Annotated in this window: 21 protein-coding genes and 1 pseudogene; 6 read left to right on the plus strand and 16 right to left on the minus strand. The window is 58.2% G+C overall.

Translation table 11 applies throughout. From position 1 onward, the window contains the following. Positions 1-288 (plus strand): annotated as a pseudogene (locus tag WNZ14_RS22530) (UTP--glucose-1-phosphate uridylyltransferase); the annotation flags it as partial. Between the two features lie 50 nt (positions 289-338). Here the strand turns inward: WNZ14_RS22530 and WNZ14_RS22535 are convergent. Next, a complete protein-coding gene (locus WNZ14_RS22535; protein ID WP_342870935.1) occupies positions 339-1940 on the minus strand; it encodes an outer membrane beta-barrel protein in 1602 nt (533 codons plus the stop codon). A 136-nt stretch (positions 1941-2076) separates the two neighbouring features. On the opposite strand from WNZ14_RS22535, the gene WNZ14_RS22540 reads away from it, so the two are divergent. Continuing rightward, the gene (locus WNZ14_RS22540; RefSeq protein ID WP_342870936.1) at positions 2077-3072 is read left to right on the plus strand and encodes a KpsF/GutQ family sugar-phosphate isomerase; all 996 of its coding nucleotides are present in this window, start codon (positions 2077-2079) and stop codon (positions 3070-3072) included. Positions 3073-3074: 2 nt separating this feature from the next. Here the strand turns inward: WNZ14_RS22540 and WNZ14_RS22545 are convergent, their stop codons facing one another. The 8 genes from WNZ14_RS22545 to WNZ14_RS22580 form a co-directional block, all read right to left on the minus strand. Then, positions 3075-3530, minus strand: coding sequence for an NfeD family protein (locus WNZ14_RS22545; RefSeq protein ID WP_342870937.1), 456 nt, complete (start codon positions 3528-3530; stop codon positions 3075-3077). Next, positions 3527-4555 carry an SPFH domain-containing protein gene (locus WNZ14_RS22550; RefSeq protein ID WP_342870938.1) on the minus strand — a complete coding sequence of 343 codons (1029 nt, stop codon included), beginning with the start codon at positions 4553-4555 and terminating at the stop codon, positions 3527-3529. Before WNZ14_RS22550 ends, WNZ14_RS22545 begins: the two co-directional genes overlap by 4 nt. A 151-nt stretch (positions 4556-4706) precedes the next feature. Beyond that, the gene (gene hemH / locus WNZ14_RS22555) at positions 4707-5753 is read right to left on the minus strand and encodes a ferrochelatase (RefSeq protein ID WP_342871032.1); all 1047 of its coding nucleotides are present in this window, start codon (positions 5751-5753) and stop codon (positions 4707-4709) included. 181 nt (positions 5754-5934) lie between these two features. Then, a complete protein-coding gene (locus tag WNZ14_RS22560; protein ID WP_342870939.1) occupies positions 5935-7857 on the minus strand; it encodes a 5'-nucleotidase C-terminal domain-containing protein in 1923 nt (640 codons plus the stop codon). A 139-nt stretch (positions 7858-7996) separates the two neighbouring features. Then, positions 7997-9250, minus strand: a complete 1254-nt coding sequence (locus WNZ14_RS22565) for an AMP-binding protein (protein ID WP_342870940.1) — start codon at positions 9248-9250, stop codon at positions 7997-7999. Between the two features lie 18 nt (positions 9251-9268). Beyond that, a complete protein-coding gene (gene omp10, locus WNZ14_RS22570; RefSeq protein WP_342870941.1) occupies positions 9269-9631 on the minus strand; it encodes an outer membrane lipoprotein Omp10 in 363 nt (120 codons plus the stop codon). Positions 9632-9765: 134 nt separating this feature from the next. Continuing rightward, entirely contained in the window at positions 9766-11217 is a 1452-nt protein-coding gene (locus WNZ14_RS22575; protein ID WP_342870942.1) for a homospermidine synthase, read from the minus strand. Between the two features lie 94 nt (positions 11218-11311). Then, positions 11312-13159 (minus strand): M3 family oligoendopeptidase, encoded by a 1848-nt coding sequence (locus WNZ14_RS22580; RefSeq protein ID WP_342870943.1) that lies wholly within the window; start codon positions 13157-13159, stop codon positions 11312-11314. Between the two features lie 122 nt (positions 13160-13281). Between WNZ14_RS22580 and WNZ14_RS22585 the strand changes: the two genes are divergently transcribed. Together WNZ14_RS22585 and WNZ14_RS22590 are read left to right on the plus strand one after the other, a co-directional pair. Beyond that, complete coding sequence (locus WNZ14_RS22585) at positions 13282-14868, plus strand: sigma-54 dependent transcriptional regulator (protein ID WP_342870944.1); 1587 nt, start codon at positions 13282-13284, stop codon at positions 14866-14868. A 188-nt stretch (positions 14869-15056) separates the two neighbouring features. Beyond that, entirely contained in the window at positions 15057-16892 is a 1836-nt protein-coding gene (locus WNZ14_RS22590) for a DUF882 domain-containing protein (protein ID WP_342870945.1), read from the plus strand. Between the two features lie 223 nt (positions 16893-17115). On the opposite strand, the gene WNZ14_RS22595 is transcribed toward WNZ14_RS22590, so the two are convergent. Next, positions 17116-17382, minus strand: coding sequence for a DUF2312 domain-containing protein (locus tag WNZ14_RS22595; protein WP_342870946.1), 267 nt, complete (start codon positions 17380-17382; stop codon positions 17116-17118). Positions 17383-17541: 159 nt separating this feature from the next. Next, positions 17542-18324, minus strand: coding sequence for an N-formylglutamate amidohydrolase (locus WNZ14_RS22600; RefSeq protein WP_342870947.1), 783 nt, complete (start codon positions 18322-18324; stop codon positions 17542-17544). Positions 18325-18628: 304 nt separating this feature from the next. Here WNZ14_RS22600 and WNZ14_RS22605 point away from each other — a divergent pair, with 304 nt between their 5' ends. Beyond that, a complete protein-coding gene (locus WNZ14_RS22605) occupies positions 18629-19021 on the plus strand; it encodes a DUF1036 domain-containing protein (RefSeq protein WP_342871033.1) in 393 nt (130 codons plus the stop codon). Beyond that, positions 19021-20460: a pyruvate kinase gene (pyk, locus tag WNZ14_RS22610; protein ID WP_342870948.1), complete on the plus strand. Its 1440-nt coding sequence runs from the start codon at positions 19021-19023 to the stop codon at positions 20458-20460. Before WNZ14_RS22605 ends, pyk begins: the two co-directional genes overlap by 1 nt. 25 nt (positions 20461-20485) lie before the next feature. Here pyk and WNZ14_RS22615 read toward each other — a convergent pair whose 3' ends face one another. The 5 genes from WNZ14_RS22615 to purE form a co-directional block, all read right to left on the minus strand. Continuing rightward, positions 20486-21526, minus strand: a complete 1041-nt coding sequence (locus WNZ14_RS22615; protein WP_342870949.1) for an alpha/beta hydrolase — start codon at positions 21524-21526, stop codon at positions 20486-20488. A 76-nt stretch (positions 21527-21602) separates the two neighbouring features. Next, the gene (locus tag WNZ14_RS22620) at positions 21603-22211 is read right to left on the minus strand and encodes a hypothetical protein (protein WP_342870950.1); all 609 of its coding nucleotides are present in this window, start codon (positions 22209-22211) and stop codon (positions 21603-21605) included. A 70-nt stretch (positions 22212-22281) separates the two neighbouring features. Next, a complete protein-coding gene (gene ykgO / locus WNZ14_RS22625) occupies positions 22282-22407 on the minus strand; it encodes a type B 50S ribosomal protein L36 (protein ID WP_007607121.1) in 126 nt (41 codons plus the stop codon). 150 nt (positions 22408-22557) lie between these two features. Continuing rightward, entirely contained in the window at positions 22558-23655 is a 1098-nt protein-coding gene (locus WNZ14_RS22630) for a 5-(carboxyamino)imidazole ribonucleotide synthase (protein ID WP_342870951.1), read from the minus strand. Continuing rightward, positions 23652-24152 carry a 5-(carboxyamino)imidazole ribonucleotide mutase gene (gene purE / locus WNZ14_RS22635; protein WP_342870952.1) on the minus strand — a complete coding sequence of 167 codons (501 nt, stop codon included), beginning with the start codon at positions 24150-24152 and terminating at the stop codon, positions 23652-23654. The genes WNZ14_RS22630 and purE overlap by 4 nt, the downstream gene beginning before the upstream one ends. Between the last annotated feature and the right edge of the window lie 14 nt (positions 24153-24166).

The raw sequence follows: 24166 nt of genomic DNA on the forward strand, positions 1-24166 counted from the left end.
ACCGCGCCATCAAACTTCTATATCAACGGCCGCTACATCCTGCAGCCGGAGATCTTCGATATCCTGTCGAAGCAGGAGCGCGGTGCGGGCAACGAGATCCAGGTGACCGACGCAATGCTGAAGCTGGCGGACGATCAACCGTTCTCGGCCTATGCCTTCGCTGGTGACACCTATGACTGCGGATCCAAGGCCGGATTTATCCTGGCCAATGTCGCCTTCGCGCTTGAACGCGAGGACATCAAACCGCTGGTGGCGGAAGAGCTGAAAAGCCTGATTGCGAAAGCCTGATCACCATCAACCGACAGCAAGATGAGGCGCCGACCTGAAAAGGCCGGCCCTCATCTGCGCAACTTGAGGCCCAGTCCGAGACGGGCTGTTTCTTCGTCGGTGCCGCCAGCTTCCCTGGTCTTCTCGTAGCTCGCATCTGCTTCCAGATCGAGATAGCGGTTGACGCTCCAGGTCAGACCAGCGGAGGCACCGTAGCTGCGCTGATTGGCGCGCCCGCTACCGGAATCGTAATCCCGCAAGCCCGCAGTGGCGCCGAGCCTTGCTACCAGATTGTTGCGGATCTGCTGGGACAGGGTGGAATCAAATTCATAGACCACTGCGCCCGATTGGCCGGCCGTGGTTGCGGCTTCGAGCGTGGTTGTCAATCCGAGTTTGACATTGGTTCCTCGCGCGGGCGACCAGTTGAGTTCACCGTCGAGGGTCAGACCCGAAACGTTTGCGAGGGTGCTGTCATCGAACGACCGCAGGACGTATCCGGCAGCAAACTCACCAGACATTTTTTCTCCGAAGTTGACTTCGGCGCCGGCGCGCGCGCTCCTTGTATTCGACGACCGTTCCGATCCGGTGCTGTCGATACGCTGATCGTATTTCTCTCGGCCGACGGATGCTTCGAGAAATGGCACCAGCGCTGGCGACAACTCATAGCCAATTCGACCGGTGAACTCCGCGCCCAGCGTGTCGCGGTCATTCAAGAGAACACTGGTTCCATTGGCGAGCGTGGCGTTTCCATAGGTCCTTCGGGTGATTTCGAGCGTTGTCGCTCCGCGCAAGATCCCCAGATTCCTTTCAAGGCCGATGCTGGCGCGTAGCTCGTGAACACCTGCCTGCGTGGTCGCGCCAGAGATCGCATTCGGATCCGTGCGGCTTTCCCGGGAATAGCTGTAGCCTGCGCCCAGCAATCCGGTGAAGTCATTGACCAGATCCAGATTGAGCCGTGCATTGACGTTGGCGCTCGGTGTTTCCGTCCCTGTGCCAGAAAGGTTCTTTTGCCAGGTGCCTGTACCGTCCACGTTGAGCGAATGCCGTGACCAGTCGGATTCCAGGGTTCCAGACAGTGTGGTCTCGCTATAGGTCCGCTTGGTTTTGGTGGTGCCGTAGCGGACGCTCTCATGAATGACTTTCTCCCCAAGGGTCGGGCGCAGCGTCAGGGAGCCGAATGAAAATCCCGGAACCGTGGACTGCTCATCCAAGGGAGCGAGTGGCAACTCGTCAACAGTTCCAACGCGGGCGTTCTGACGCGCAAGGCTTGCAGCATAATCCTGATCAGCCTGACTGAGGTTGGAGGGAGAACCGATCGATCCGGTAAGGTCCTCTGGTGCTGGCTGGATCGGGTTTCCCATCGCGTCCAGTTGCACCGTTGAGCTTGTTGCACCGAAAGCGTCGGGCTCTTCGGCCGGTGCGGTAACAGCTCCGCCCGGACGCGGAGTGGGCAGGGCGCCATAAAGCGTAGACGCCGAACTGGATTGGGTGGATGACGTTTCTTCAGACGTGCCGCGGAGCTGATACGGGGCGCTGGTGGCGTTCGAACCCGATACGGTTTGGGCATCGGCTGCGGGAACCACGATCAGCAGGCAGAGTGTGGACACGGTGAGACGAAGGCTGTTGCGACGCACCGCCATTCCTATCTGTTCCGTGTTGATGTGGTTATGCATGCGTCGTCGGTTCCGGACTCATCCAAATCTTGTCAAACCGTAAACACTTGTGGTTAACGCAAGGTTTCGATCCGCACCATTGCTCAACGTCAAAGTGGCCGATGGACACAGGCGTGGCTAAGGGGTATTCGGCCTTATGAAGAAGATCCTTCCAGACTATCCAAGCATCGAGATCGTGCGTTCAGCCGGGCGTACCATCCAGACCGAGAAGGCCGGGCTTGATGCGCTTGCGGCAGCCCTTGAAAATGGACTGGCCGAGCCGTTTACGCGTGCGGTTGAAGCTCTTGGTTCAATTTCCGGACGGGTTATCGTGACTGGCGTTGGCAAGAGCGGGCATATTGGCGCGAAGATTGCCGCCACTTTGGCCTCCACCGGGACACCGTCGCATTTTGTTCACCCAGCGGAAGCAAATCATGGCGATCTGGGAATGATCGCCAAGGATGACGCAATCGTGGTTTTGTCATGGTCGGGGGAGAGCGCGGAACTCAAGGGCATTCTTGCCTATTCCCGCCGTTTCGGCATCCCTCTGGTGGCCTTCACGGCCGGCGCCACGTCCGCTCTCGGGCGTGAGGCTGACATCGTGCTATTGCTGCCGCGCGAGCAGGAAGCATGCCCGCACGGGCTGGCGCCAACGACCTCGACACTTATGCAGCTGGCACTGGGTGATGCGCTTGCCGTTGCCCTGTTGGAAGCCAAGGGATTTACTGCCGGCGATTTCCACACATTTCACCCGGGCGGGCAGCTTGGCGCAAATCTGGCGCATGTGGCAGACGTGATGCACACCGGCGATGCAGTTCCACTGGTTCTCTCGGGCACGCCTGCACCGGAAGCAATCATGACGTTGTCACTCCGAAAATTCGGCTGTGTCGGCGTGACCGGGGCCGATGGTCGTCTGATCGGCATTGTCACGGATGGTGACGTGGCGCGCAATCTGGGACGGAATCTGGTCGATCAGCCAATTGATGCGATCATGACCAGTCAACCCAAGACGATTGCACCTACTGCGCTCGCCAGCACCGCGATGGCAATTCTGAACAAGAACGCGATCGGCGCCTTGATGGTGACCGATCAGAATCTTTCACCGATCGGCATCGTGCATTTCCATGATCTCTTGAGGATCGGCGTAGCCTGAATTCAGGCCCGCTCGACAGTCAAGCTGCCGGTCTGTGCTGTGGTGATGCGAACCCGCGACCCTGCCGGCATGTCAGGGCCCTGCACAATCCATGTGGTATCGTCTAGCCTGATGCGGCCTTTGCCCTCGGAGATAGGCTCCTCCAGCGTGGCTGTCCGGCCTACAAGTCCTTCGATGCGCCGGTTGAGCATGGGTTGATCGCTTTCCAGATTCGATCCGGATATGCGACGGCCAACCAAAGCGAAGGCGATGGCGAGTACGGCAAAGATGAGAAGCTGCAACTGCCATCCCCATACTGCCATTCCCCACAGGGGAAACGACAGCGCGCCCACAGCAATCGCGGCGAGGCCAATCCAGAGCAGAAAAACGCCTGGGATGAGGATTTCAAGGCCAAGAAAAACCAGACCGAGTATCCACCAGCTCCAAGGGCCGAGTTCCGTGATGATGCCGGCGATCATGTGTCCTGCTCGCCCTGCGGGGCGGTGGGAAACGCCGGTGTCGTTGCACGGGACTGGCGCGGCGGCTGACCGGGTTCGCGCCTCGGGCCAGAGGCCGGAGCATTGCCGCCATCCTTGCCGAATACTTCCTGCGCGATGGCGCCAATACCGCCCAGCGAGCCGATCAGCGAGGAGGCTTCCAGCGGCATCAGGATTACCTTCTGGTTTGGAGCAGAGGCAATTTGACCCAACGCTTCGGTGTATTTCTGCGCAACAAAATAGTTGATCGCGGTGACGTCGCCCTCGGCTATGGCTACCGACATCATTGTCGTGGCCTTGGCCTCTGCCTCGGCAAGACGTTCGCGGGCTTCAGCGTCCCTGAAGGCGGCATCCCTGCGGCCTTCAGCCTCCAGGATCGCGGATTGCTTCGCGCCCTCGGCGCGTAAGATCTGCGCGTTGCGCGAACCTTCCGCTTCGAGAACGTCGGCGCGTTTTTCGCGCTCGGCTTTCATCTGACGGCCCATGGCTTCAACCAGATCGACGGGAGGGGCAATATCCTTGATCTCGACGCGTGTAATCTTGATGCCCCAAGGGGCTGCTGCCTGGTCAACCACGCGCAGCAAGCGGTCGTTGATCGCATCACGGTTGGAAAGCAGTTCATCAAGATCCATGGAGCCCATCACCGAGCGGATGTTGGTCATGGTCAGGTTGAGAAGCGCCTGTTCCAGATTCGAGACCTGATAGGCGGCTTCGGCCGCGTTGAGTACCTGGTAGAACGAGACGGCATCGGCGGAAACCGAGGCGTTGTCGCGGGTAATGACTTCCTGGGTCGGGATGTCGAGCACCTGCTCCATGATGTTTATCTTGCGGCCGATCCGGTCGACAAACGGCACGATGATGTTCAAGCCCGGTGTCAGCGTCCGTGTGTAGCGGCCGAACCGTTCAACTGTGAAGGCAAAGCCCTGCGGCACCGTCTTGATCCCGGAAAACAGAACCAGGATTGCGATGACTACAACGACGATGACCGTGATATCCAGTCCCAACATGCCCGAAGACCTCCTCTGCACGGATGCGGATTGCGGGCTTGCACCGCTTCCTTAGACAGGTAGTGGGTCCAGCCAGTGCTTGCAATCTTGTCGAGTCATTATGTTGCCGGCCGGAATACAGACCAGGGTTCTTCGCGTCGCTGATTTCTCTTCAGATCCAGCCCTGAAGTTCGCGGCGTACAATGGTCTCGAGAACCATCATGCCACCGTCATCATCGTTGAGGCAGGGGATGTGGGTGAACTTCTCGCCGCCGTTTTCGTGGAAGATCTCGCCTGCTTCGCCAGCAATTTCTTCAAGCGTTTCCAGACAATCGGAGACAAAGCCCGGATTGATAACGGCAATGCGCTTCACACCTTCCTTGGCAAGTTTCTCCACGGTCTTGTCAGTGTAGGGCTGAAGCCACTCCTCGGGTCCGAACCGAGACTGGAACGTCGGCATCAGCTTTTCCTTTGACCAACCCAGCCGTTCGCGCACGAGTCGCGCCGTCTTAAGGCATTGGCAGTGATATGGATCACCCTTGAGAAAATAGGACTGCGGAATACCGTGGAACGAGGTCAGCACGATTTCGGGCTCCCAGTCCAGACCAGCGATATGAGTCTCGATCGACTGCGCAATGGCTTCGATATAGGCTGGATCATCATGATACGGCGGCACTGTGCGCAAAGCCGGTTGCCAGCGCATGTCCATCAGCGCCTGGAAGGCCTTGTCATTGACAGTCGCTGTGGTTGCGGCTGCATATTGCGGGTAGAGCGGAAACAGGACAATCCGGTCGCAACCGGCATCCTTGAGCGCCTTCAGCTTGTCGGGAATCGATGGCTGACCATAACGCATTGCCCAGTCCACTATGACCGAGGGATGCGCCGCCAGCATCGCACCGAGCTTGTCTGACTGGTTGCGGGTGTACGTTCTCAGATAGCTTTCATCGAGGTCCTTGTTCCAGATTTCCTCGTAGGCTTTTCCGACCCGTCCGGGACGGGTGTTGAGAACAATGCCGAACAGGATCGGATACCAGAGGAAACGTGACCACTCGATCACCCGCCTGTCGGTGAGAAACTCCTTGAGATAGCGCCGCATGGATTTGTAATCGGTGCCGTCGGGCGTGCCAAGATTTACGATCAGGACGCCGACTTTCTGGATTTTCACCGGCGGGTGTTCAGGTGGCAGTTCACCTACGGCCCGGCTGGTCTCGTCCGACAGAATCGTATGGGTGTTCAAGGTCGCGTCCAATTCGTTGGTTTCTCGGCACTGCACAATTGTTGAGACGGAACATAGCGATGCAAGCCGACAAATCAATCATGGGCAGACCAGACATCCTTTTTTCCATAAACAAAAGGGCCCGGTTTCCCGGGCCCTTCCAAATGGTGATGTTAAATGGGACCTACTTGGCCGGGATAGACAGAGTTTCGCCAATGACCAGATCCTTGGCTGCTGCAGATGGGTTGGCTTCTGCAATCATGGTCCACATGGTTGCGTCGCCGTAATAGGTCTTTGCGAGATCCCAGAGCGTGTCGCCGGAAGCAACGACGTGCATCTGACCAGCCATTGCCGTTTCATCTGCCTTTGGCGCTTCGGTCGAAATCATCGGGGCCGACGTGGTGAGGTCCTTGGAGCCGGGCAGCGGCTCTGGAACCTGGACGGCTGCTTCAGCCGGGGCTGCTTCTTCTGCTGCCGGAGCCATTTCGGTCATTGGCTTCTCTGCTGCAGCCATCACCCGACCGTCGGTGTAAGGAGTGTAGGGATTGTTCTTGGCGAGATAGTCAGCAACAACCTGTTCAAGGCCCGGACCGTAGTCATAGGCGTTCATGCCACCGGACTTGAAGACCGAATAGCCATCACCACCGCTGCGCATGTAATTGTTGGTTGCCACCATGTAGACGGCATCCGGATCGATCGGTTCGAAGCCATCACCCTTCTTGACTTCGACCGAAACGATGCGTGAACCCGCCTCGGCTGTCTTGTCGAAGGTGTAGCGAAGGCCTGCGACCTGTGCAAAGCGGCCTGCGCCTTCCTCGATCTGGCTGGCGCCGTTTTCGAGGGCTGCGACAACATCAGAGCCCTTGAGTTCAAATGTTGCCAGCGTGTTCTGGAAAGGCAGCACGTTAAGCACTTCGCCCATGGTGATCTCGCCTGAGTCGATCGAGGCGCGCAGACCGCCGCCGTTCTGGATGGCGATGGTCACGCCCTGATCGCTAACCCGGTCGATCATGGCGTCGGCAACGAGGTTGCCCATTTCGCATTCGCCCACGCGACAGGTTTCGCGACTGCCGTCGATAGCTTTGGTTGAGGCGGAAACGAGTTTTGTCTTGAGCTCCTCGATAGGGGCGCCGAGTTCCTTGATACGGGCCAGAACGCCCTCATCGGGAGTGATCGAATTGTCGAGCAGGATAGGATCGCCCTTGGCTTCCTTGACCACACCATTGTCATCGAAGGTGACTGAGAATTCGCCCAGGTATTTCGAGTAGGACGCCGCTTGGGTTACCGGTACCTTGTAGCCCTCGGGGTTGTCGATCATCGTCGGATAGGGGCCTTCGGCCTTTTCGTCGGTGTTGGACAACAGGGAATGGGAGTGACCACCAACCACGATATCGACGCCTGGGATCTTGGCGATCATTTCCTTGTCGCGCGGGTAGCCGACATGGGTCAATGCGATGATCTTGTTGATGCCCTCGGCCTGGAGTTTTTCAACTTCCGCCGTGATTGAGCGGATGTCATCGGCAATCAGGATATTGGGGCCGGGGGAGGCAATTTCTGGGGTGTCATTTGTGACCGCGCCGACGATGCCGATCTTCTCTCCGCCGACTTCGATGACGATCGAGGGCTTGATACGATCACCGATCTTGGAGGAGACGCTGGCTGCGACGTTGGCGGACAGAACCGGGAAGTTGACCACATCGAGGAAAGGGGCCAGCGCATCTTCGCCGTCGTCAAATTCGTGGTTACCCACGGTCATTGCGTCGAATTTCATCTGGTTGAGAAACTCGGCTTCAACTGTGCCCTTGTAGGTGGTGTAGAACAGCGAGCCCTGGAAGTTGTCTCCACCGTTGAGGAGCAACACATTGCCACCTTCCAGCGCCTTACGACGATCGGCGATGGCGGTCACCAGACGCGCAGCACCGCCGAAACACTTGCCTTCGGTCTCGTCGTCAGCCGAGCATGTGGATTCGTACTTGTTGTTGGATTCAATGCGGCTGTGCCAGTCATTGATGTGCAGGATCGTCAAGGTGTAGTCGGCAAAGGCTGCGCCGGAACTCAGCCCTAGGACCGATACCGACAACAACGCGCGCTTTATGAAAGTGTGCATGGATTAGCTCCCTGTTTCGCTGCTCACAGCGTGCCGGAACAAGTCTCTGCGGACGCCCACGGCAGGCTTCGTGCGATGGTTTCATTAACGGAGTGGAACTTCAAGTGCCGGATACTGTCGGGCTGATTTTTGACTGGGTTCAGGCCGTATAGTCACGCTCGTCGGCAATGACCTTGCCGTCATTGGGCAGGCTTGCTGGGGCTGCAATTTCCACTGTGCCGCGCAATTTGGCGATAGCTGTCAATGTTGCCTCGATGTCCTTGACGAACGGGGAGGCACCATTGGCAGGTTCAACCATCAGTGTCATCACATCGGCATCATTTGAGCGGCTGACGACCAGACGTGCCCGGGCAATTTCCGGATGCGCCTTGAGAATTTCTGCCACCTGCTTGGGGTCGACAAACATGCCCTTGATCTTGGTGCGCTGGTCAGCGCGGCCCATCCAGCCCTGAATGCGTGGGCCAGTACGGCCACAGGGCGAGAGGCCCGGAAGCATCGCCGATAGATCTCCGGTTCCGAAGCGAACCAGCGGGTATCCGGGATTAAGCGTGGTTACGACGAGTTCGCCGACTTCGCCATCGGCCACGGGATCATTGGTGCCCGGGCGCACAATTTCGACAATGATGTTCTCGTTGACGATCATGCCCGGATGCGGCGCGCCGTTGGCATCAGCGCTCTCGTGGGCAATCACGCCCAGGTCGGCAGTGGCATAGCTCTGCAGCACGGAAACGCCGCGCTCGGTGTAATATTGACGCAACGAGGGAAACAGAGCTCCGCCCGAAACCAGCGCTCGTTTTATTGAAGACAGGTCGCTTCCAAGTTCGTCGGCTTTCTCAAGAAGTGTCTTGAGATAATCCGGCGTGCCGGTGAAGCCGGAAGGCTTGAGCCTCAATGCAGCGTCCACCTGTGCTTCGGTGTTGCCGACACCGGCAGGAAACACCAGGCATCCCAGCGCCCTTGCACCCTCGTCAAGAATAAAGCCGCCCGGTGTCATGTGATAGGAGAGGCTATTGTGGACCAGGTCACCGGCGCGAAACCCTGCAGCGAACAGCGCACGGGCCGATGCCCATGGGTCAACGCCAAGACCTTGCGGTTCCCATACCGGGCCGGGAGACATGAACACGCGGTTGCCCTTCAGCGCATCCGCATCGGCAAGGCCGCCAAATGGCGGGTTGGCCTCCTGCATCTGCATCAGGTCCGGCTTGCGCAGCACCGGAAGTGCTGCCAAGGCCTTGCGATCGACAAGACTTTCCGGATCGGGGTGACCGAGCCAGGCATCAAGCGCCGGAAGCCGTTTAAGGCTGCGGCTCAACAATGCCCTCAGACCCTCGAATGTTTCCTGCTCGCGGGCGTCTGGTGCACGCGTTTCGTGATCATCGAAATGGCTGGTCATGATAAGGCCTGTTCTTGCTTAGATCCTGCGCACCAGCGTGAACTGGGCACCTGTGGATGAGGTGCAGTTGAGCTGGGACTGAGAGGCAAGAGCGCAATTGACCCGCGATGTTGTCTGGCGCAGCAGCGAGGTCAGTTCGATTTCGACGACCTGATCCGACACGTAACGGTATGAGCCCTCGGCCAACAGCGAATTGGTGTCGGTGGTGCGGGTCTCGAAACGACCGTTTGAAAAGCTTGATATGATGCCGTTCGGATCAGTCCACTGACCGTCGATACCCTGCGGTTGCACCATCACGGGACGCGGAGAGTAAGTGGCGGACTGGCAGGCTGCCAGCAATCCGGCAAGAGCGCCAGCGGCGATGATGCGTTGTAGGTTCATGGTCCGGTGTTCCCCTCGAGCCGTCATCAGTATGATTCCTTGTCTGAAAGAATGCAGCGACGGCGTGTTGAAAGCAAGGCGGCAGCATTCCGGCCGGCCGTGTGGCCGGACCGGATGCGAGTGTTGATGTCAGTCTAGTGTACGAGCACATTGCGGAACTGCCACGGATCATCCGTGTCGATGTCTTCCGGAAACAGACCCGGACGGCCGTCGAGCGGGGTCCAGTCGGTGTAGTGACCTTCGACCGGGCCGAGATAGGGCGACTGCACTTCGAGGCAGCGCTTGTAATCAACCTCGTCGGCCTCAACGATACCTGCCTTGGGGTTCTCCAGCGCCCAGACCATTCCTGCCAGAACGGCTGATGTAACCTGCAGTCCTGTCGCATTCTGATACGGCGCAATGCGACGAGTTTCCTCGAGCGAAAGGCGCGAGCCATACCAGTAGGCGTTCTTGTCGTGGCCGTAGAGCAGTACGCCCAGTTCATCGAGACCTTCGACCAGCTCGTTTTCGTCGAGCACGTGCAAGACCGGTTGCGCGGTGCCGCCATTGCCGAACATTTCATGCAGCGACAGCACAGCGTCGTTTGCCGGATGGTAGGCATAATGGCATGTCGGACGATAGGTTACGTCGCCGTCCTTGTTCTTGACGGTGAAATAGTCGGCAATCGAGATCGACTCGTTGTGGGTGACAAGAAAGCCGTATTGCGGACCTGGAGTCGGGCACCATGTCCGAACTCTGGTATTGGCGCCGGGCTGCTCAAGATAGATCGCTGCCTTGCAGCCCTTCTTGTGCTTCTTGGCGTTCTTCGGCATCCAGTTTTCGTGGGTGCCCCAGCCGAGTTCGGCCGGCTGCAGGCCTTCGGATATGAAGCCTTCCACAGACCATGTGTTCCAGAAGACGTTGAGCGGCTTCGGCAACTTTGTCAGCTGCGTGTCGCGCTCGGCAATGTGGACGCCCTTGACGCCGACCTTCTTCATCAGCTTGGCCCAGCCTTCGCGGTCATTCTGATCGGGCTCGTCGAACTTGATGTCGAGGTCCTTGGCGAGATTGACCAGCGCCTGCTTGACGAACCAGGACACCATGCCCGGGTTGGCGCCGCAGGTCGAGACAGCAGTGGTGCCGCCCGGGTTCTTCTTCTTCTCGTGACGTAGGGTCTCCCGCAGCGCATAATTCGTGCGCTCGGAGTTCTTCATGTCCTTGTCGAAATAGAAGCCGAGCCAGGGCTCAACCACGGTATCGATGTAAAGCACGTCGAGCTTGCGGCAGAGCTTCATCAGATCGAGCGATCCGGTATCAACCGAGAGGTTGACGCAAAAGCCCTGTCCTTCGCCCTCGGTCAGAAGCGGCTTCAGCAGCTCCTTGTAATTGTCCTTGGTGACATGCGCCTTGATGTGCCTGATGCCATGCTGGGCAAGGATTTCCATGTCGCCGGCATCTTCACGTGGATCAATAACGACCATCCGGCTCTTGTCGAACTTGAAGTGACGCTCGATCAGCGGAAGGGTGCCGCGACCGATCGACCCGAAACCGATCATCACGATTGGGCCGGCGATTTCCCCATAAACCGGATAATTCTGTTGGGTCATGTATTTCGCTCCATAAACTGGCGCTGCAGCCGTCTGCGGCGATTGCGGCGGCTAAACCATACTTCACTGTTACAATAAAGCGAAATTCTACGAGTCAGCCGTCCATGGCATCCAGCTCGTCAATCAATCCCTCTATCATCGATAGACCCTGGTTCCAGAAACCGGGATCTGAGGCATCAAGTCCGAACGGCGTGAGAAGTTCCGAATGATGTTTAGTGCCACCGGCCTTGAGCATATCGAAGTAGCGCGCCTGGAAGCCTTCAGGCGCCTTTTCATAGACGGAGTAAAGTGAATTCACCAGGCAGTCGCCGAACGCGTAAGCGTAGACATAAAACGGCGAATGAATGAAATGCGGGATATAGGCCCAGAAGGTCTCGTATCCCTCGGACAGATTGACAGCCGGACCAAGGCTTTCCTGTTGCACAGCAAGCCAGAGCGCTCCCAGCTGGTCGGACGTCAATTCGCCTTCGCGGCGCGCTGTGTGCACCCGCCGCTCAAATTCGTAGAACGCGATCTGGCGCACCACGGTGTTGATCATGTCCTCGACCTTCTGGGCCAGCATTGCCTTGCGCTCCCGACGGTCGGTAGTGCGTTCGAGCAGTGCCCTGAACGTCAGCATCTCGCCGAACACCGAGGCTGTTTCGGCAAGCGTCAAAGGCGTTGACGACATCAGCGCACCTTGTGCACCGGCGAGCACCTGATGCACGCCGTGGCCAAGCTCGTGCGCCAGCGTCATCACGTCGCGTGGCTTGCCCAGATAATTGACCAGCACATAGGGGTGGACCGAAGGCACGGTGGGATGGGCGAAGGCGCCCGAGATCTTGCCTGGACGGCTTGGTGCGTCGATCCAGCTGCGATCGAAGAAGCGACGGGCTATATCGGCCATTTCCGGGGCAAAGCCGTGATAGGCGGACAGCACCGTGTTCTTGGCCTCATCCCAGGCGATGGTTTCGCGAGGGGTTTCGGGCAAGGGCGCATTTCGATCCCAGAACTCCAGCTTTTCCAGGCCGAGCCAGCGGGCCTTCATGGCGTAGTAGCGATGCGACAGCCGAGGGCAGGCTTCTCGAACGGCCTGAGCCAGCGCGTCAACGACCGGCCGCTCCACCCGGTTGGCCAGGTGACGGCTGTCGGCGATATCCTCGAACCCGCGCCAACGGTCGGAGATTTCCTTGTCCTTGGCGAGCGTGTTGGTGATCAGCGTGAAGGTGCGCAGATTTTCCTTGAAGGTTGCGGCAAGCGCCAGGCCGGCTTGCTTCCGTGTCGCGCCATCGGAATCCTGAAGCAGCGAAAGCGTATTTTCGAGCGGCAGTTTTTCATCATCAATGGTGAATTCGAGACTGCTCATGGTTTCATCGAAAAGCCGGTTCCAGGCTGTGTGGCCGGTCATCGACTTTTCATGGAAAAGTTGCTCGATCCGGTCCTCGAGCTGAAATGGGCGGTCCAGCCTGAGATCATGAATCCAGGGGGTGTAGTGGGCAGTGCGTTCATCCCGTTCAAGGCTGTCTTCGATCAGCGCGTCATCGATCCGGTTAAGTTCAAGCGCAAAGAACAGCAGGTGCGCACTGATGTCGGTAATAGCGCTCTGCACGTCGCCATAAAACTTGGCGGTCGCTGGGTCTGAGGTGTTGGTGAAGTAAGCGAGACCTGCAAAAGAGATGATTCGCCCCATCAACTCCTCAAGCTTCTCGTAGGCTTCGATTGCTGCTCCCAAGCCTTCATCGCCGCTGCTCCCGGCGGCTTCAGCGATGCGGCCCTTCCAGCGTGCTTCGAAATCTTGCGCGCCTTTTCTGGCGGCGGCGAGATCAGCCTTGAACTCGGGTGCTTCAGGACCGGAATAGAGATCGCCAAGATTCCAGCCCGGCAGGTTTCCGAGAGCTGTATCGGTCCCCTTGGAAGTGGCGGGAGCACGAACGGGCGCATGGTCCAGAATTGTTTTCGGCATCGAGGCACTCACTTTCAAGAACAGGATCGGCGAAGCGACTGCCCGGTTTTACTGGCAGGGACGCTTAAAATGCAATCATTTCTCGAAATCCGATTTTCAGGCTTTCCTGTCACTCTCCCGTTATGGCCAAACCCCTTCACCACGCCACCGGGAATGAGGAAACAAGATCCGTGTCCAAACGAATTTTGATTGTTGATGATGACCCGGTTCAACGCCGCCTTCTCAAGGCGGCGGCCGAAAAGGCCGGGTATGAAACTGAATTGCTTGGCGAAGGGCGGTCTGCTCTTGCACGTTTGATCGAACCAGATCACGAATTCGGTGCAGTGGTGCTTGATCTGATGATGCCGGAAATGGGCGGGCTCGAAGTGCTGGAGCGGCTGTCGGCTGCAGGCAGCACAATCCCCGTGATTGTCCAGACCGGTCAGGGCGGTATCGAGACTGTGGTCAGGGCGATGCGGGCCGGAGCCTTTGACTTCGTCGTCAAGCCGGTGTCGCCGGAACGTTTGGCGCTGGCGATTGGCAATGCGCTCAAGGCTTCGCGCATCACTTCCTCTCCGGCTCCCTCGATCCGGCATACGGGCTTCAATGGTATTGTTGCAGCCAGCCCTGCGATGGAACGCGTCATCTCGCTCGGCAAACGAGCTGCGGCGTCGGTGATTCCGGTGGTTCTTGAGGGAGAGTCTGGTGTCGGCAAGGAAATGATTGCCCATGCTATTCAGTCAGAAAGCGGTCGACGCAACAAACCCTTCGTAACTGTCAATTGCGGTGCAATTCCAGAAAATCTGGTCGAGAGCATTCTCTTTGGCCATGAAAAGGGTGCTTTCACTGGCGCATCTGAACGACATGCGGGGAAATTCTCGGAAGCCGATGGCGGTACGCTGTTTCTGGACGAGGTCGGCGAATTGCCTCCCGAAATCCAGGTCAAGCTGTTGCGCGCCGTTCAGATGGGCGAGATTGAAACCGTTGGCTCGCGTATGCCTAAAAAGGTGGATATCCGGCTGATTTCGGCAACCAACAAGGATCTGATCGAAGAGGTCAAGGCCGGGCGGTTCCGTGAGGACCTCTACTACCGGCTCAACGTGTTCCCGATCCACGTTCCGGCCTTGCGCAAGCGCAAGGAAGATATTCCGCAACTGGTACGCCACTTTACCGACAGGTTTGCAGGCGTAATTGGCGGCAAGCGCATTCGCAGCATCTCACCAGATGCCATGGCGTTACTGACGGCCCATGACTGGCCCGGCAACATCCGTGAGCTGGAGAATGCGATACACAGGGCCATTGTGCTTTGTGATGCTCAGACGCTGACCATTGATCTTTTCCCGCAGATCGCTGCGCAGATGCCTGGATACAGTCTGGAATCAGCTGAATTTGGTGAAGTTGCTCAGGCCGGTTCAGGCCAGGCGCCAAGAGTGCTCGATCTGACGCCTCCTCAGGAAGTTGCAGGCCTGGGTCCGCTTGCGGAGGTAACCGCAGAGGCGCAGAGCTATCCCTTTGATACTGGCATGCCCGCAGTCAATGCGGTCACACCGGAAGGCGAAGTCCGCCGGCTAGCAGAGGTTGAAGAGGAGCTGATCCGCTTTGCCTTGTCGTTCTATCGCGGCCAGATGAGTGAAGTCGCCCGGCGCCTAGGTATTGGTCGCTCCACACTTTACCGTAAACTGAAGGACTATTCGATCAATCCTGATGATCCCGACCGTGAAGCAGCCTGATTTTCGATTTCCAACGGCTGAGAAAATAATGTGGCCGGTTTGATCTGCTTCATTCCCTGTTAAGTGATCATTCACTATAAGTGTCCCTGCAGCGATGCGTGGCACTGGTTGCCATTGTGTCACCGCATTTGATCACCAAATGGTGATCTACAACGGTTTTCCGGCGTCCGGGGACAGCATTGGCGACATTGAACACAGTATCAGTACTGGCACGAGCCACTTGGTTCATCGGTGTGTGCATTTGGCACACGTCGCATGTTGCCGTGGTTCGGACCTTGTTGCTGGCAATCATTGCCGTGTCTGCCGGGTTCGCCGCAACATCGGATGCGTCAGCAGAAACGCGTTCCCTAAAGCTCCATTACCTCCACACCAAGGAGAAGGCCGAGATCGTTTTCAAGCGCAATGGCCGCTATGATCAGGCGGGCCTGACCAAGCTGAACCGTTTTCTTCGGGATTGGCGGCGTAATGAACCGACCAATATGGACCCACGGCTGTTTGATCTGGTCTGGGAAGTCTACAACAAGGTCGGAGCAAAAGGCTATATCAACGTCGTTTCGGCCTACAGATCGCCCGCGACCAACGAGATGCTGCGCAGAACACGCGGTGGCCAGGCCAAGAAAAGCCAACATATGCTTGGCAAGGCGATGGATTTCTTTATTCCCGGCGTCAAGCTGAGCACCCTTCGCGCGACCGCCATGAAGATGCAGGGCGGTGGCGTAGGCTATTATCCCAAATCAGGCTCACCTTTCGTGCATCTTGATGTGGCTGGCGTGCGTGCGTGGCCGCGCATGAGCCGACAGGAGCTGGTGAGCCTTTTTCCTGACGGGAAGACCCTCCATTTGCCGCCAGATGGCAAGCCGCTTCCCGGTTACAATACCGCGATGGCCGAATACAAGAAACGTGGCGGAGCGATCGTGTCGAACAGCAGTGGTTCGAACACAAGCAGTGGCAAAAAGCGGTCTGGCGGAGGATTGCTGGCGGCGTTGTTCGGTGGCGGTGACGAGGATGAAGAGCCCGAGGCAATTGCGGCGGCGCCAAAACCGGTGCCCGCGCCACCGCAGACAAGGATCGCGGCATTGCCGGGCGTTCTCGATGCGCCCGCAGAAGTGGCGCCGGCTGCAGTTGAGACTGCGCTGGTTTTGCCTGCCCAGCCGCCAATTCCGGTTGCGCGTCCGACTATCGAGCCGCAGCAGCCGGTAGTGGTGGCAGCGCTTGCTCCGCCTGAGCCTGTGTTGCCGGCGCAGACCGAAATCAATGCATTTGCCGCCGCTGCGAATGCCGATGTTGTCCCTGGCGAGCCTGCAGGTATCGACCTAGCGACCATTCGCGCACCCATCCCGCAATTGCTGGCTGAGCGTGCCGTCGGACAGGAAACAATTGCGGAGGTGGCTGCTGTGGAAGTGGCATCACTGCCAGTCCCGAGCCTGATAGAGGCGCGGATGCAGATAGACACTTCGGAACAGCCAGCTCAGGACCAGCAGATAGCTGCGGCCCTGGTCGACCGCGCAGCCGAGGCTGCATCTGTGGCTGACTTGCAGGTGCCGGTTGGCTATGTCGCCAGCTTGCCATCCGGAGAGGATTTCATTCCACTGCCGATACGCAGGCCGGGTGAGCGCGCCAGCGACCGGGTTCCCGCAGCCGCGACGCGCGAAGTCGAAGTTGCATCTCTGGCTCCGATAAAGCGGAGTGGGCGGCTGGCCGAATTTGCCAACACAATTTCTACTTCCCGCAAGGGCGACCGTCCAACAGCAATGGCTGCTGCTGAGCAACCGCAACGCACTTCGATCCGAACCGAGCCAAAGCTGACCGATACGATCATCTCGAAGTGGGCCCTGGCCCAGGATCGAGTGAAGACTATGGCTTCCCCACCCGGAAAGCCGCGCAAATTCATTGGGGCCCAGCTTCGGAAAGCGCCGACGATTGTCTATGCAAATGCGTTTGCACCTGGCGGCGGCGATCTTCCGCACAATCAGTTCACGGGATCTGCGGTCAATTTCATCAATGTCGCGCGGTTCGGCAACTGATCCTGCAGATCTGTGCCTGAACAGGTGGTATCCTGGCATTCAACGAATTTGCGATCTGGCGACATTCGCTCACGTGGGGTGATAAAGCCGCGACTATCTTCAGAGTATGGCTGACAATAAAAAACACCGCCGCGCGTTCAACAAACGCGCCGCGGTGTCGTATCAGTATATACAAAAGCCCTGACCATCCGCATGGTCCCATGCGGATGGTCAGGGCTTGATCTCAGATTGCGTCTTCGGGTTCGGGCGCCATACCCAGGGCATGCAGGTAGGTGTCGAGGATGGCTTCCTGCTCGAGACGATCGTTCTGGTCCTGCTTGCGGATGGCGATGATCTTGCGAAGCACCTTGGTGTCGTAGCCGTTCGATTTTGCTTCGCCATAGACATCCTTGATGTCGTCGGCGATGGTTTTCTTTTCTTCTTCCAGCCGTTCAATGCGTTCGACAATGGAACGAAGCTGGTCGCGGGCCACGGCGCCGGAATCAGACATTAGGTCTCTCCTACAAGGACAATGGGGGGTTAGATGTGTGAGGCTTCAAGTGCCCAAAGCGAGGCTCCGGGTCAAGGGTATTTGAGCCATTGGGGCGAATATTCCCTATCGATGGAAATTAGCAAGACGCTCATGTGAACAATCCTGTCGTTGCAGGTTCTAGGTCACGCGGGATCCGTGAAACTCGACTTCGTGCAGTTCCGGCAGCTCGGTCAAGGCTGCAAGGATTGGGGCAAGGCGATCGACCCATGAATCGACGCCGCCCGTGTCGTCGATCAAGTCCTGACGGATCTCGAGCAATGCATGAGCAAGGCCTGTCATGGAGCAATGCCTGTGCATGGTGTCGCCTCCGAGCGCGCCATCATAGGGCTCGTTGTCGCCAACTATCAGTGCTTGATCCGTACTCAGCGCATTGATCAGGGGATACACCGCGCGCGGATCGGTATCCCACAAAACCCCTGCATGCCAGGGGCGCGAAATCCCTTTCCAGGCGTGTGTGAAGGAATGGAGCGAAATGATCAGTGGAGCCTTGCCGGATTTACGCCAGGTTTCGGCAATCACCGCGGCAACGGCATCATGGTAGGGTCGGTGGAAGAGATTGAGACGGCGCTCGCGTTCCTCGGCGGATAATGGATGATTTGCCGGAATCACCATTCCATCTGACAGCTTCATGATCAGCGTCGGGTCGTCTTCGCCGCGGTTGGGGTCGATCAGCAAGCGAGAAAAACAGCTGAGAACAGCCGGTACACCCAGGCGCGCGGAGAGCTTGCGGGTTACATCCTCGACGCCGATATCATAAGCTATGTGACGCTTGAAAGCCTCTGCGGGCAGGCCAAGATCGCCGTATTCAGCAGGCAGGCTGTTCATGGCGTGATCGGCGAGAATCACCAATGAAGGGCTTGGATCACCGGGAATGATTTCAAAAGGCTGAAAGCCTGGCATGTCGGGTTCTGGCGCTCAGTTTGAAGGATGTATAGGATACGTTGATCAATTGCACAGCCGTGGCTTGCGAGCAACCGCGAGAACCGGGTTGTTTCTCCGGGATAAACGTATTTAGGTCCATGGTCTGAACGAAGCTTGACTTTAGTCCCGCGTCTTTCGTTGACTTTCATGGCCCCCCGGCGCAAAAAGCAAAGCATAATTCGAGAGCGGAGACTGACAGAAATTGATGTTTCGCAAGTTGCCAAAAGCCTGTTTTCTCATTGTCAGATTTGCTGCACTCATCCCCCTGACTGCCGGGGCGCTGATGCTTGCCTCTGCGCAGGAGGCGAAAGCGGACTTCCGGGTGTGTAACGGCACGCAATCGCTTGTTGGTGGTGCGATCGGTTATCGCACGGAAGAAGGTTGGGTAACCGAAGGCTGGTGGCAGATCCCCGCCAATTCCTGTGCCACGCTCATCGAGGGGCAACTCGGATCCCGCTATTATTACCTCTACGCAGAAGATGCCGGCGGCGGTGGCCGTTGGGCTGGAGACATCAACATGTGCGTCGCCGACAATGAATTCCGTGTCGTCGGCGTCGAGGACTGTTTCGCCCGTGGTTTCCAGCGCGTGGGGTTCAAAGAATACGATACCGGGAGACAAGGCAGCTGGATGGTCCAGCTATCGGATGCCCCGGAAGCGCCAGAAAGCCAGAATTAATGAAGCGGCTACGCAATGTGAAAATTCTCGCGACACTCGGTCCGGTCTCGTCGGATGGAGCGATGATCCAGAAGCTCCATGAAGCAGGCGCAGATTTGTTTCGCATCAACATGAGCCATTCGAGCCATGAATTGATGCGCACGCTGGTTGGCCGCATCCGGGCAGTCGAGAAAAAGTGTGGTCGCCCCATCGGGATTCTCGCCGACCTGCAGGGGCCGAAACTGCGCGTTGGCAAGTTTGCGGAAGGTTCGGTTGCGCTGAAGGCAGGTCAGACCTTTACCCTGGACAATCAGGATATCCCAGGCGACGCGACGCGGGTTTATCTGCCGCACCCTGAAATTCTTGAAGCTGTACAGCCGGGCCACCGCTTGCTGATTGATGACGGGCGACTGCAGTTGCTGGCCGTGGATTCGACAAAGACGTCAATTGTCTGCACTGTTGTCAGCGGCACCAAGATCTCCGATCGCAAGGGCGTCAGCTTGCCTGACACCACGCTCGGAGTTGGGGCTCTGACAGAGAAAGACCGCAGCGATCTGGATGCCGTTCTGGCCGTTAACGATGTCGACTGGGTGGCGCTGTCGTTCATTCAGCGACCCGAGGACCTTGCCGAAGTTCGCAAGATCGTTCGCGGTCGCGTGGGCCTTATGTCGAAAATCGAAAAGCCGCAGGCACTAGAGTGCATCGACGAGATCATCGAGTTGTCTGACGCGCTGATGGTTGCGCGTGGCGATCTGGGCGTGGAAATGCCGATCGAGTCGGTTCCCGGTATCCAGAAGCAGCTGACCCGGGCCTGCCGCAAGGCCGGCAAGCCGGTAGTGGTTGCCACCCAGATGCTGGAATCGATGATTTCAGCGCCGGTCCCGACCCGTGCTGAAGTCTCCGACGTTGCCACCGCGGTGTTTGAAGGTGCAGACGCGGTCATGCTGTCAGCGGAATCCGCAGCCGGTGACTACCCGGTTGAAGCCGTAGAGATGATGGCTTCGATCGCGCGCAAGGTGGAGCGCGATCCCAACTATCCCGGCATCATCTTCGCCCAGCGTCCGCAACCGGATGCAACGGGTGCTGATGCAATCTCCCTTGCTGCCCGCCAGATCGCCGAAACGCTCAACCTGTCGGCGATCGTATGCTACACCTCATCAGGCAATACCGGCCTGCGTGCTGCGCGCGAGCGGCCGCAGGTGCCGGTGATTGCTCTTTCACCGGTTATCCAGACCGCGCGGCGGCTTTCCGTTGTGTGGGGGCTGCATTGTGTGGTCACACAGGATGCGACGGATCTCGACGACATGGTGGACCGGGCCTGCCGCATTGCTTTCAGTGAAGAGTTCGGCAAGCCGGGCGACCGCATTATCATTTCCGCCGGCTTTCCGCTGGGTACGCCTGGTTCGACTAACATCCTGCGGATCGCCTATATCGGTTCCGACGGGATGACCGGGATCTGATTTCAGGTGCCGGAGCCAGCAGCTCTTATGGGCAGCTAGCGTTGTCACCTGCCAGGGAGGCTTCGGCCATCGCCGCAGCTGCTTTCAGGTCGACATCCATTCCCGCTACTTTCTCGATGGCACGGACCGCAAGGTCCGTTGTCACGTGATCGGGCTTGTGGCCGAGATTCTTGATCCAGATCAGGTCAGAGCCTTCAATGTCGCGCGCCAGTCCTTCTGAATGGATGTGGGCGAGAACGACCGAATCACTGTCGCCGGTGATGATCACTGTCGGGCTTTTGATCTCGGGGTAACGTGGGGCAACACGCGCCAAGTAGGGCTTGAGGTTTGCGACATCGATCGCATTGCTTCGAAACGCCTGCGGTCTGAGCACAAGTCCGATGCCGGTCTCGCTGACATAGTCGGCAGGTTTTGGATTGGGTGCAAAGACGCAAGCAGAGCCGCTTTCAAGCTGTCCCAGGCCGGCGGGGAGGGACAACGTATTGGCAAATAGCGGCCCGATCACGGGCATGCGGGTCAGACCGTAATACCAGGCTATTCCGCCTGGCCAGGGGTGGGTCGCAGGGGACAGGAATACCAGGCCAGCAGTCATCTCCGGATGGGCAAGCGCAAAACTTGCGGCGATTGCGCCACCAAACGAGTGGCCGATGATGATGGCTCTGGAAATGCCCTTTGCTTGCATGGCCCGCGCAATGGCGTCTGCCTGCCCGTCGGGTGCGTCATTGGCTTCGCCGCCGCGCTCGGACCAGCCATGTCCGGGCCGATCTATGAACATCATCTCGGCGCGCCCGTCGAACTTTGGCCTGAACGGAACTTCCTGGTCCAGCAGATTGCCGCTTGCGCCGTGGATGAACACCAGTGGCGGCAGGTCAGCGTTGTCAGGGCGTGGGATATGCACGGCGTGGAGACTGTAGCCACCGACATCAATCATCTCACCGGTGGGTGGATATTGAGCCTCTATCTGGCTCGCCTTTACCCTCGTGAAGATTGCCAGCCCCGCCAGCAGCAGCAGAATGACAGAAATCAGAAAGATCATGATGGTTAGGACCGGTCTTCGAGTGAGCATGAGGGATCATTGCCAATAGGATGGATGAGACGTCGCTGTTTGCTTCGGTCCTTACGGGAATTTACTGGGGAAAGTTTCAGGTTCGGCTGCCGGCCAGTTTGTCGGCCAGTTCTCCAATTCGTTTCTGGGCCTGACGGTTTGCCGGATAGACTTCGAGCATCTGTTCCCAGGCACGCAGTTCCAGCTCGTCATTCCCTGAGGCTGCCAGGATGGCCGCCATACCGGCAATGGCGCCGAAATGTCGCGGTTCGAGTGCCAGTACCCTGCTGATGTCAGACATGGATTTGCCGTGGTTCCCCATCGCGTAGTTTAGCGTGGCCCTGCGATTCCAGCCTTCGGGGTAATCAGGAATCAGCACGACAACCTGGTCCAGCAGGTCCAGAGCCAGACCATTCTTGTTGTCTGCCACTGCTTTGTCTGCCCATTGCATCAGCAGATCAGCGGTAGCGCTGCCCGAGTCACGCCACTTCGCCCAAATGCGTTCACTGATCCGCTTTGCCTGCTTTTCATCCCGCTCGCGCTTGAGCTCGGCAAACAGTGAGTCGAGCATACTGGCCGGTTGAGCCGATGCCGTGGTCGAGGTTGCTGGAGCATTTTCGGCAAGGGCCGACATCCCCAGTGTGTTGCCGCACAGAAGGGCGGTGATGACGACGGGGATGATTTTTGAATACGAAAAATGGCGCATAACGGAAAGCTAGTCCGTCTGCGCCAAATATCAAATGCAAATTTCAGTGATGGCCAGACGGCCGTCAGCTTCAGCCCTGGCGAGCCTTGAAACGTGGGTTCATCTTGTTGATGATGTAGACCCGGCCTTTGCGACGAACCAGACGGTTGTCACGGTGACGAGCTTTGAGCGCTTTAAGCGAATTCTTGATCTTCATTGTTCTGATCCGCGAGTTATCCGGGCGACCAAGCCGCCTATTCAATCAAAAGCGCGCCAGTCAAGGACGCGCTCATCGGTTGGCACGGCATGTAGCCGTTCGGGCATTTCCTGTCAACCGCGAGGCAGCTTTTTCCCGCCGCGAAACTGTTCAGGAAGCCTCTTTTCGCCCACTTATCCGAGTGACGTGCCCCATCTTGCGTCCGGGCCGGGCTTCGGATTTGCCATAGAGATGCACCACTGCATTGGGTTCGCCCGCCAACCCAACGACATTGTCGATGTCGGCGCCGATGAGGTTTTCCATCACGCAATCGGAATGGCGCCGGGTGTCACCCAAAGGCAAGCCGGTAATGGCGCGAATGTGCTGCTCGAACTGCGATATGGCGCAGGCAGCTTCAGTCCAATGGCCGGAATTGTGAACGCGCGGGGCGATTTCGTTGACCAGCAGCCGGTGCTTGCCGCGGTCGCGGACAGCGAAGAACTCGACAGCGAACACCCCGACATAGTCCAGATGCCCGGCAATCGCGGCAGCAATCTCCAGAGCCTCGGACTGTGCATCAGGTCCAAGACCTGAAGGAACGGTGGAAGTATGAAGGATGTGATTGCGGTGGACGTTCTCGGAAACATCAAAGGCGCGGACTTCACCCGAAAGGCCGCGCGCGGCGACGACCGACACCTCACACTCGAAATGGACGAATGATTCGAGGATTGCCATCTGGCCCTGCATGGCCGCAAAAGCCGCATCTGCATCTTCCGGCCTGAGCAGCTTTGACTGCCCCTTGCCGTCGTAGCCGAGTCGCGTGGTTTTCAAGACTGCAGGCAGGCCGGTGGCATCAATGGCATTGTCGAGCTCGGTGCGGTTGGATACGGCCGCAAAAAGCGCAGTTTTTGCACCGAGATCACGCGCCATGGCTTTCTCGAGCAGCCTGTCCTGGGCAACTTCGAGAGCCTTGGATCCCGGTCTGACTGCAACACGCGATTCGAGCCATTGAACGGCTTTGACCGGAACATTCTCGAATTCATAGGTGACGACGTCACAAAGATCCGCCAGCTGCTCAAGCGCTGCAGGGTCATCATAGGGGGCGACGATCTGGGTGTTGGCGACTTGTGCCGCAGGAGCATTGCTGTCTGGCTCCAGAATGATGGTTTTAAAGCCAAGCCGAGCGGCAGCCATTGCCAACATACGGCCCAACTGGCCGCCGCCGATGATGCCGATGACGGCGCCGGGCGCGAGGGCCTCTGCGCTCATGGCTGATCCACCGGATGATCAGCGACCGCGTCTGTCCGCGCCTGGCGCCAGTCATCGAGCCGCTGGGCGAGAGCATCGTCCGTGAGCGCCAGAACGCTTGCAGCAAGAAGGGCTGCGTTGATCGCTCCGGCCTTGCCAATGGCCAGGGTTCCGACCGGAACACCGGCGGGCATCTGCACGATCGACAGCAGGCTGTCCTGGCCGGACAGCGCCTTGGATTCGATGGGGACCCCGAAAACCGGCAGTGGGGTAAAGGCTGCTGTCATACCGGGCAAATGCGCTGCGCCACCAGCGCCGGCGATAATCACCTTGTAGCCTTCTGCCCGGGCATTCTTGGCAAATGAGACCAGGCGGTCCGGTGTGCGATGGGCTGAAACGATAAGCGGCTGATGCGCAATGCCCAACTCGGCAAGCGTTTCGGATGCATGTTTCATGGTGGGCCAATCAGATTGGCTTCCCATGATCACGGCGACCTTGGGTGATTCGGTTTGGCTCATCGGTCGCTCCGCGG

It is taken from the genome of Hoeflea sp. AS60, assembly GCF_038900115.1.
Classification (GTDB): Bacteria; Pseudomonadota; Alphaproteobacteria; order Rhizobiales; family Rhizobiaceae; genus Hoeflea.

Coding starts and splice junctions, on each gene's coding strand:
- WNZ14_RS22535 (WP_342870935.1), bottom strand. CDS start 1,940: ATGCATAACCACATCAACACGGAACAGATAGGAATGGCGGTGCGTCGC.
- WNZ14_RS22540 (WP_342870936.1), top strand. CDS start 2,077: ATGAAGAAGATCCTTCCAGACTATCCAAGCATCGAGATCGTGCGTTCA.
- WNZ14_RS22545 (WP_342870937.1), bottom strand. CDS start 3,530: ATGATCGCCGGCATCATCACGGAACTCGGCCCTTGGAGCTGGTGGATA.
- WNZ14_RS22550 (WP_342870938.1), bottom strand. CDS start 4,555: ATGTTGGGACTGGATATCACGGTCATCGTCGTTGTAGTCATCGCAATC.
- WNZ14_RS22560 (WP_342870939.1), bottom strand. CDS start 7,857: ATGCACACTTTCATAAAGCGCGCGTTGTTGTCGGTATCGGTCCTAGGG.
- WNZ14_RS22565 (WP_342870940.1), bottom strand. CDS start 9,250: ATGACCAGCCATTTCGATGATCACGAAACGCGTGCACCAGACGCCCGC.
- omp10 (WP_342870941.1), bottom strand. CDS start 9,631: ATGAACCTACAACGCATCATCGCCGCTGGCGCTCTTGCCGGATTGCTG.
- WNZ14_RS22575 (WP_342870942.1), bottom strand. CDS start 11,217: ATGACCCAACAGAATTATCCGGTTTATGGGGAAATCGCCGGCCCAATC.
- WNZ14_RS22580 (WP_342870943.1), bottom strand. CDS start 13,159: ATGCCGAAAACAATTCTGGACCATGCGCCCGTTCGTGCTCCCGCCACT.
- WNZ14_RS22585 (WP_342870944.1), top strand. CDS start 13,282: ATGGCCAAACCCCTTCACCACGCCACCGGGAATGAGGAAACAAGATCC.
- WNZ14_RS22595 (WP_342870946.1), bottom strand. CDS start 17,382: ATGTCTGATTCCGGCGCCGTGGCCCGCGACCAGCTTCGTTCCATTGTC.
- WNZ14_RS22600 (WP_342870947.1), bottom strand. CDS start 18,324: ATGCCAGGCTTTCAGCCTTTTGAAATCATTCCCGGTGATCCAAGCCCT.
- WNZ14_RS22605 (WP_342871033.1), top strand. CDS start 18,629: ATGCTTGCCTCTGCGCAGGAGGCGAAAGCGGACTTCCGGGTGTGTAAC.
- pyk (WP_342870948.1), top strand. CDS start 19,021: ATGAAGCGGCTACGCAATGTGAAAATTCTCGCGACACTCGGTCCGGTC.
- WNZ14_RS22615 (WP_342870949.1), bottom strand. CDS start 21,526: ATGCTCACTCGAAGACCGGTCCTAACCATCATGATCTTTCTGATTTCT.
- WNZ14_RS22620 (WP_342870950.1), bottom strand. CDS start 22,211: ATGCGCCATTTTTCGTATTCAAAAATCATCCCCGTCGTCATCACCGCC.
- ykgO (WP_007607121.1), bottom strand. CDS start 22,407: ATGAAGATCAAGAATTCGCTTAAAGCGCTCAAAGCTCGTCACCGTGAC.
- WNZ14_RS22630 (WP_342870951.1), bottom strand. CDS start 23,655: ATGAGCGCAGAGGCCCTCGCGCCCGGCGCCGTCATCGGCATCATCGGC.
- purE (WP_342870952.1), bottom strand. CDS start 24,152: ATGAGCCAAACCGAATCACCCAAGGTCGCCGTGATCATGGGAAGCCAA.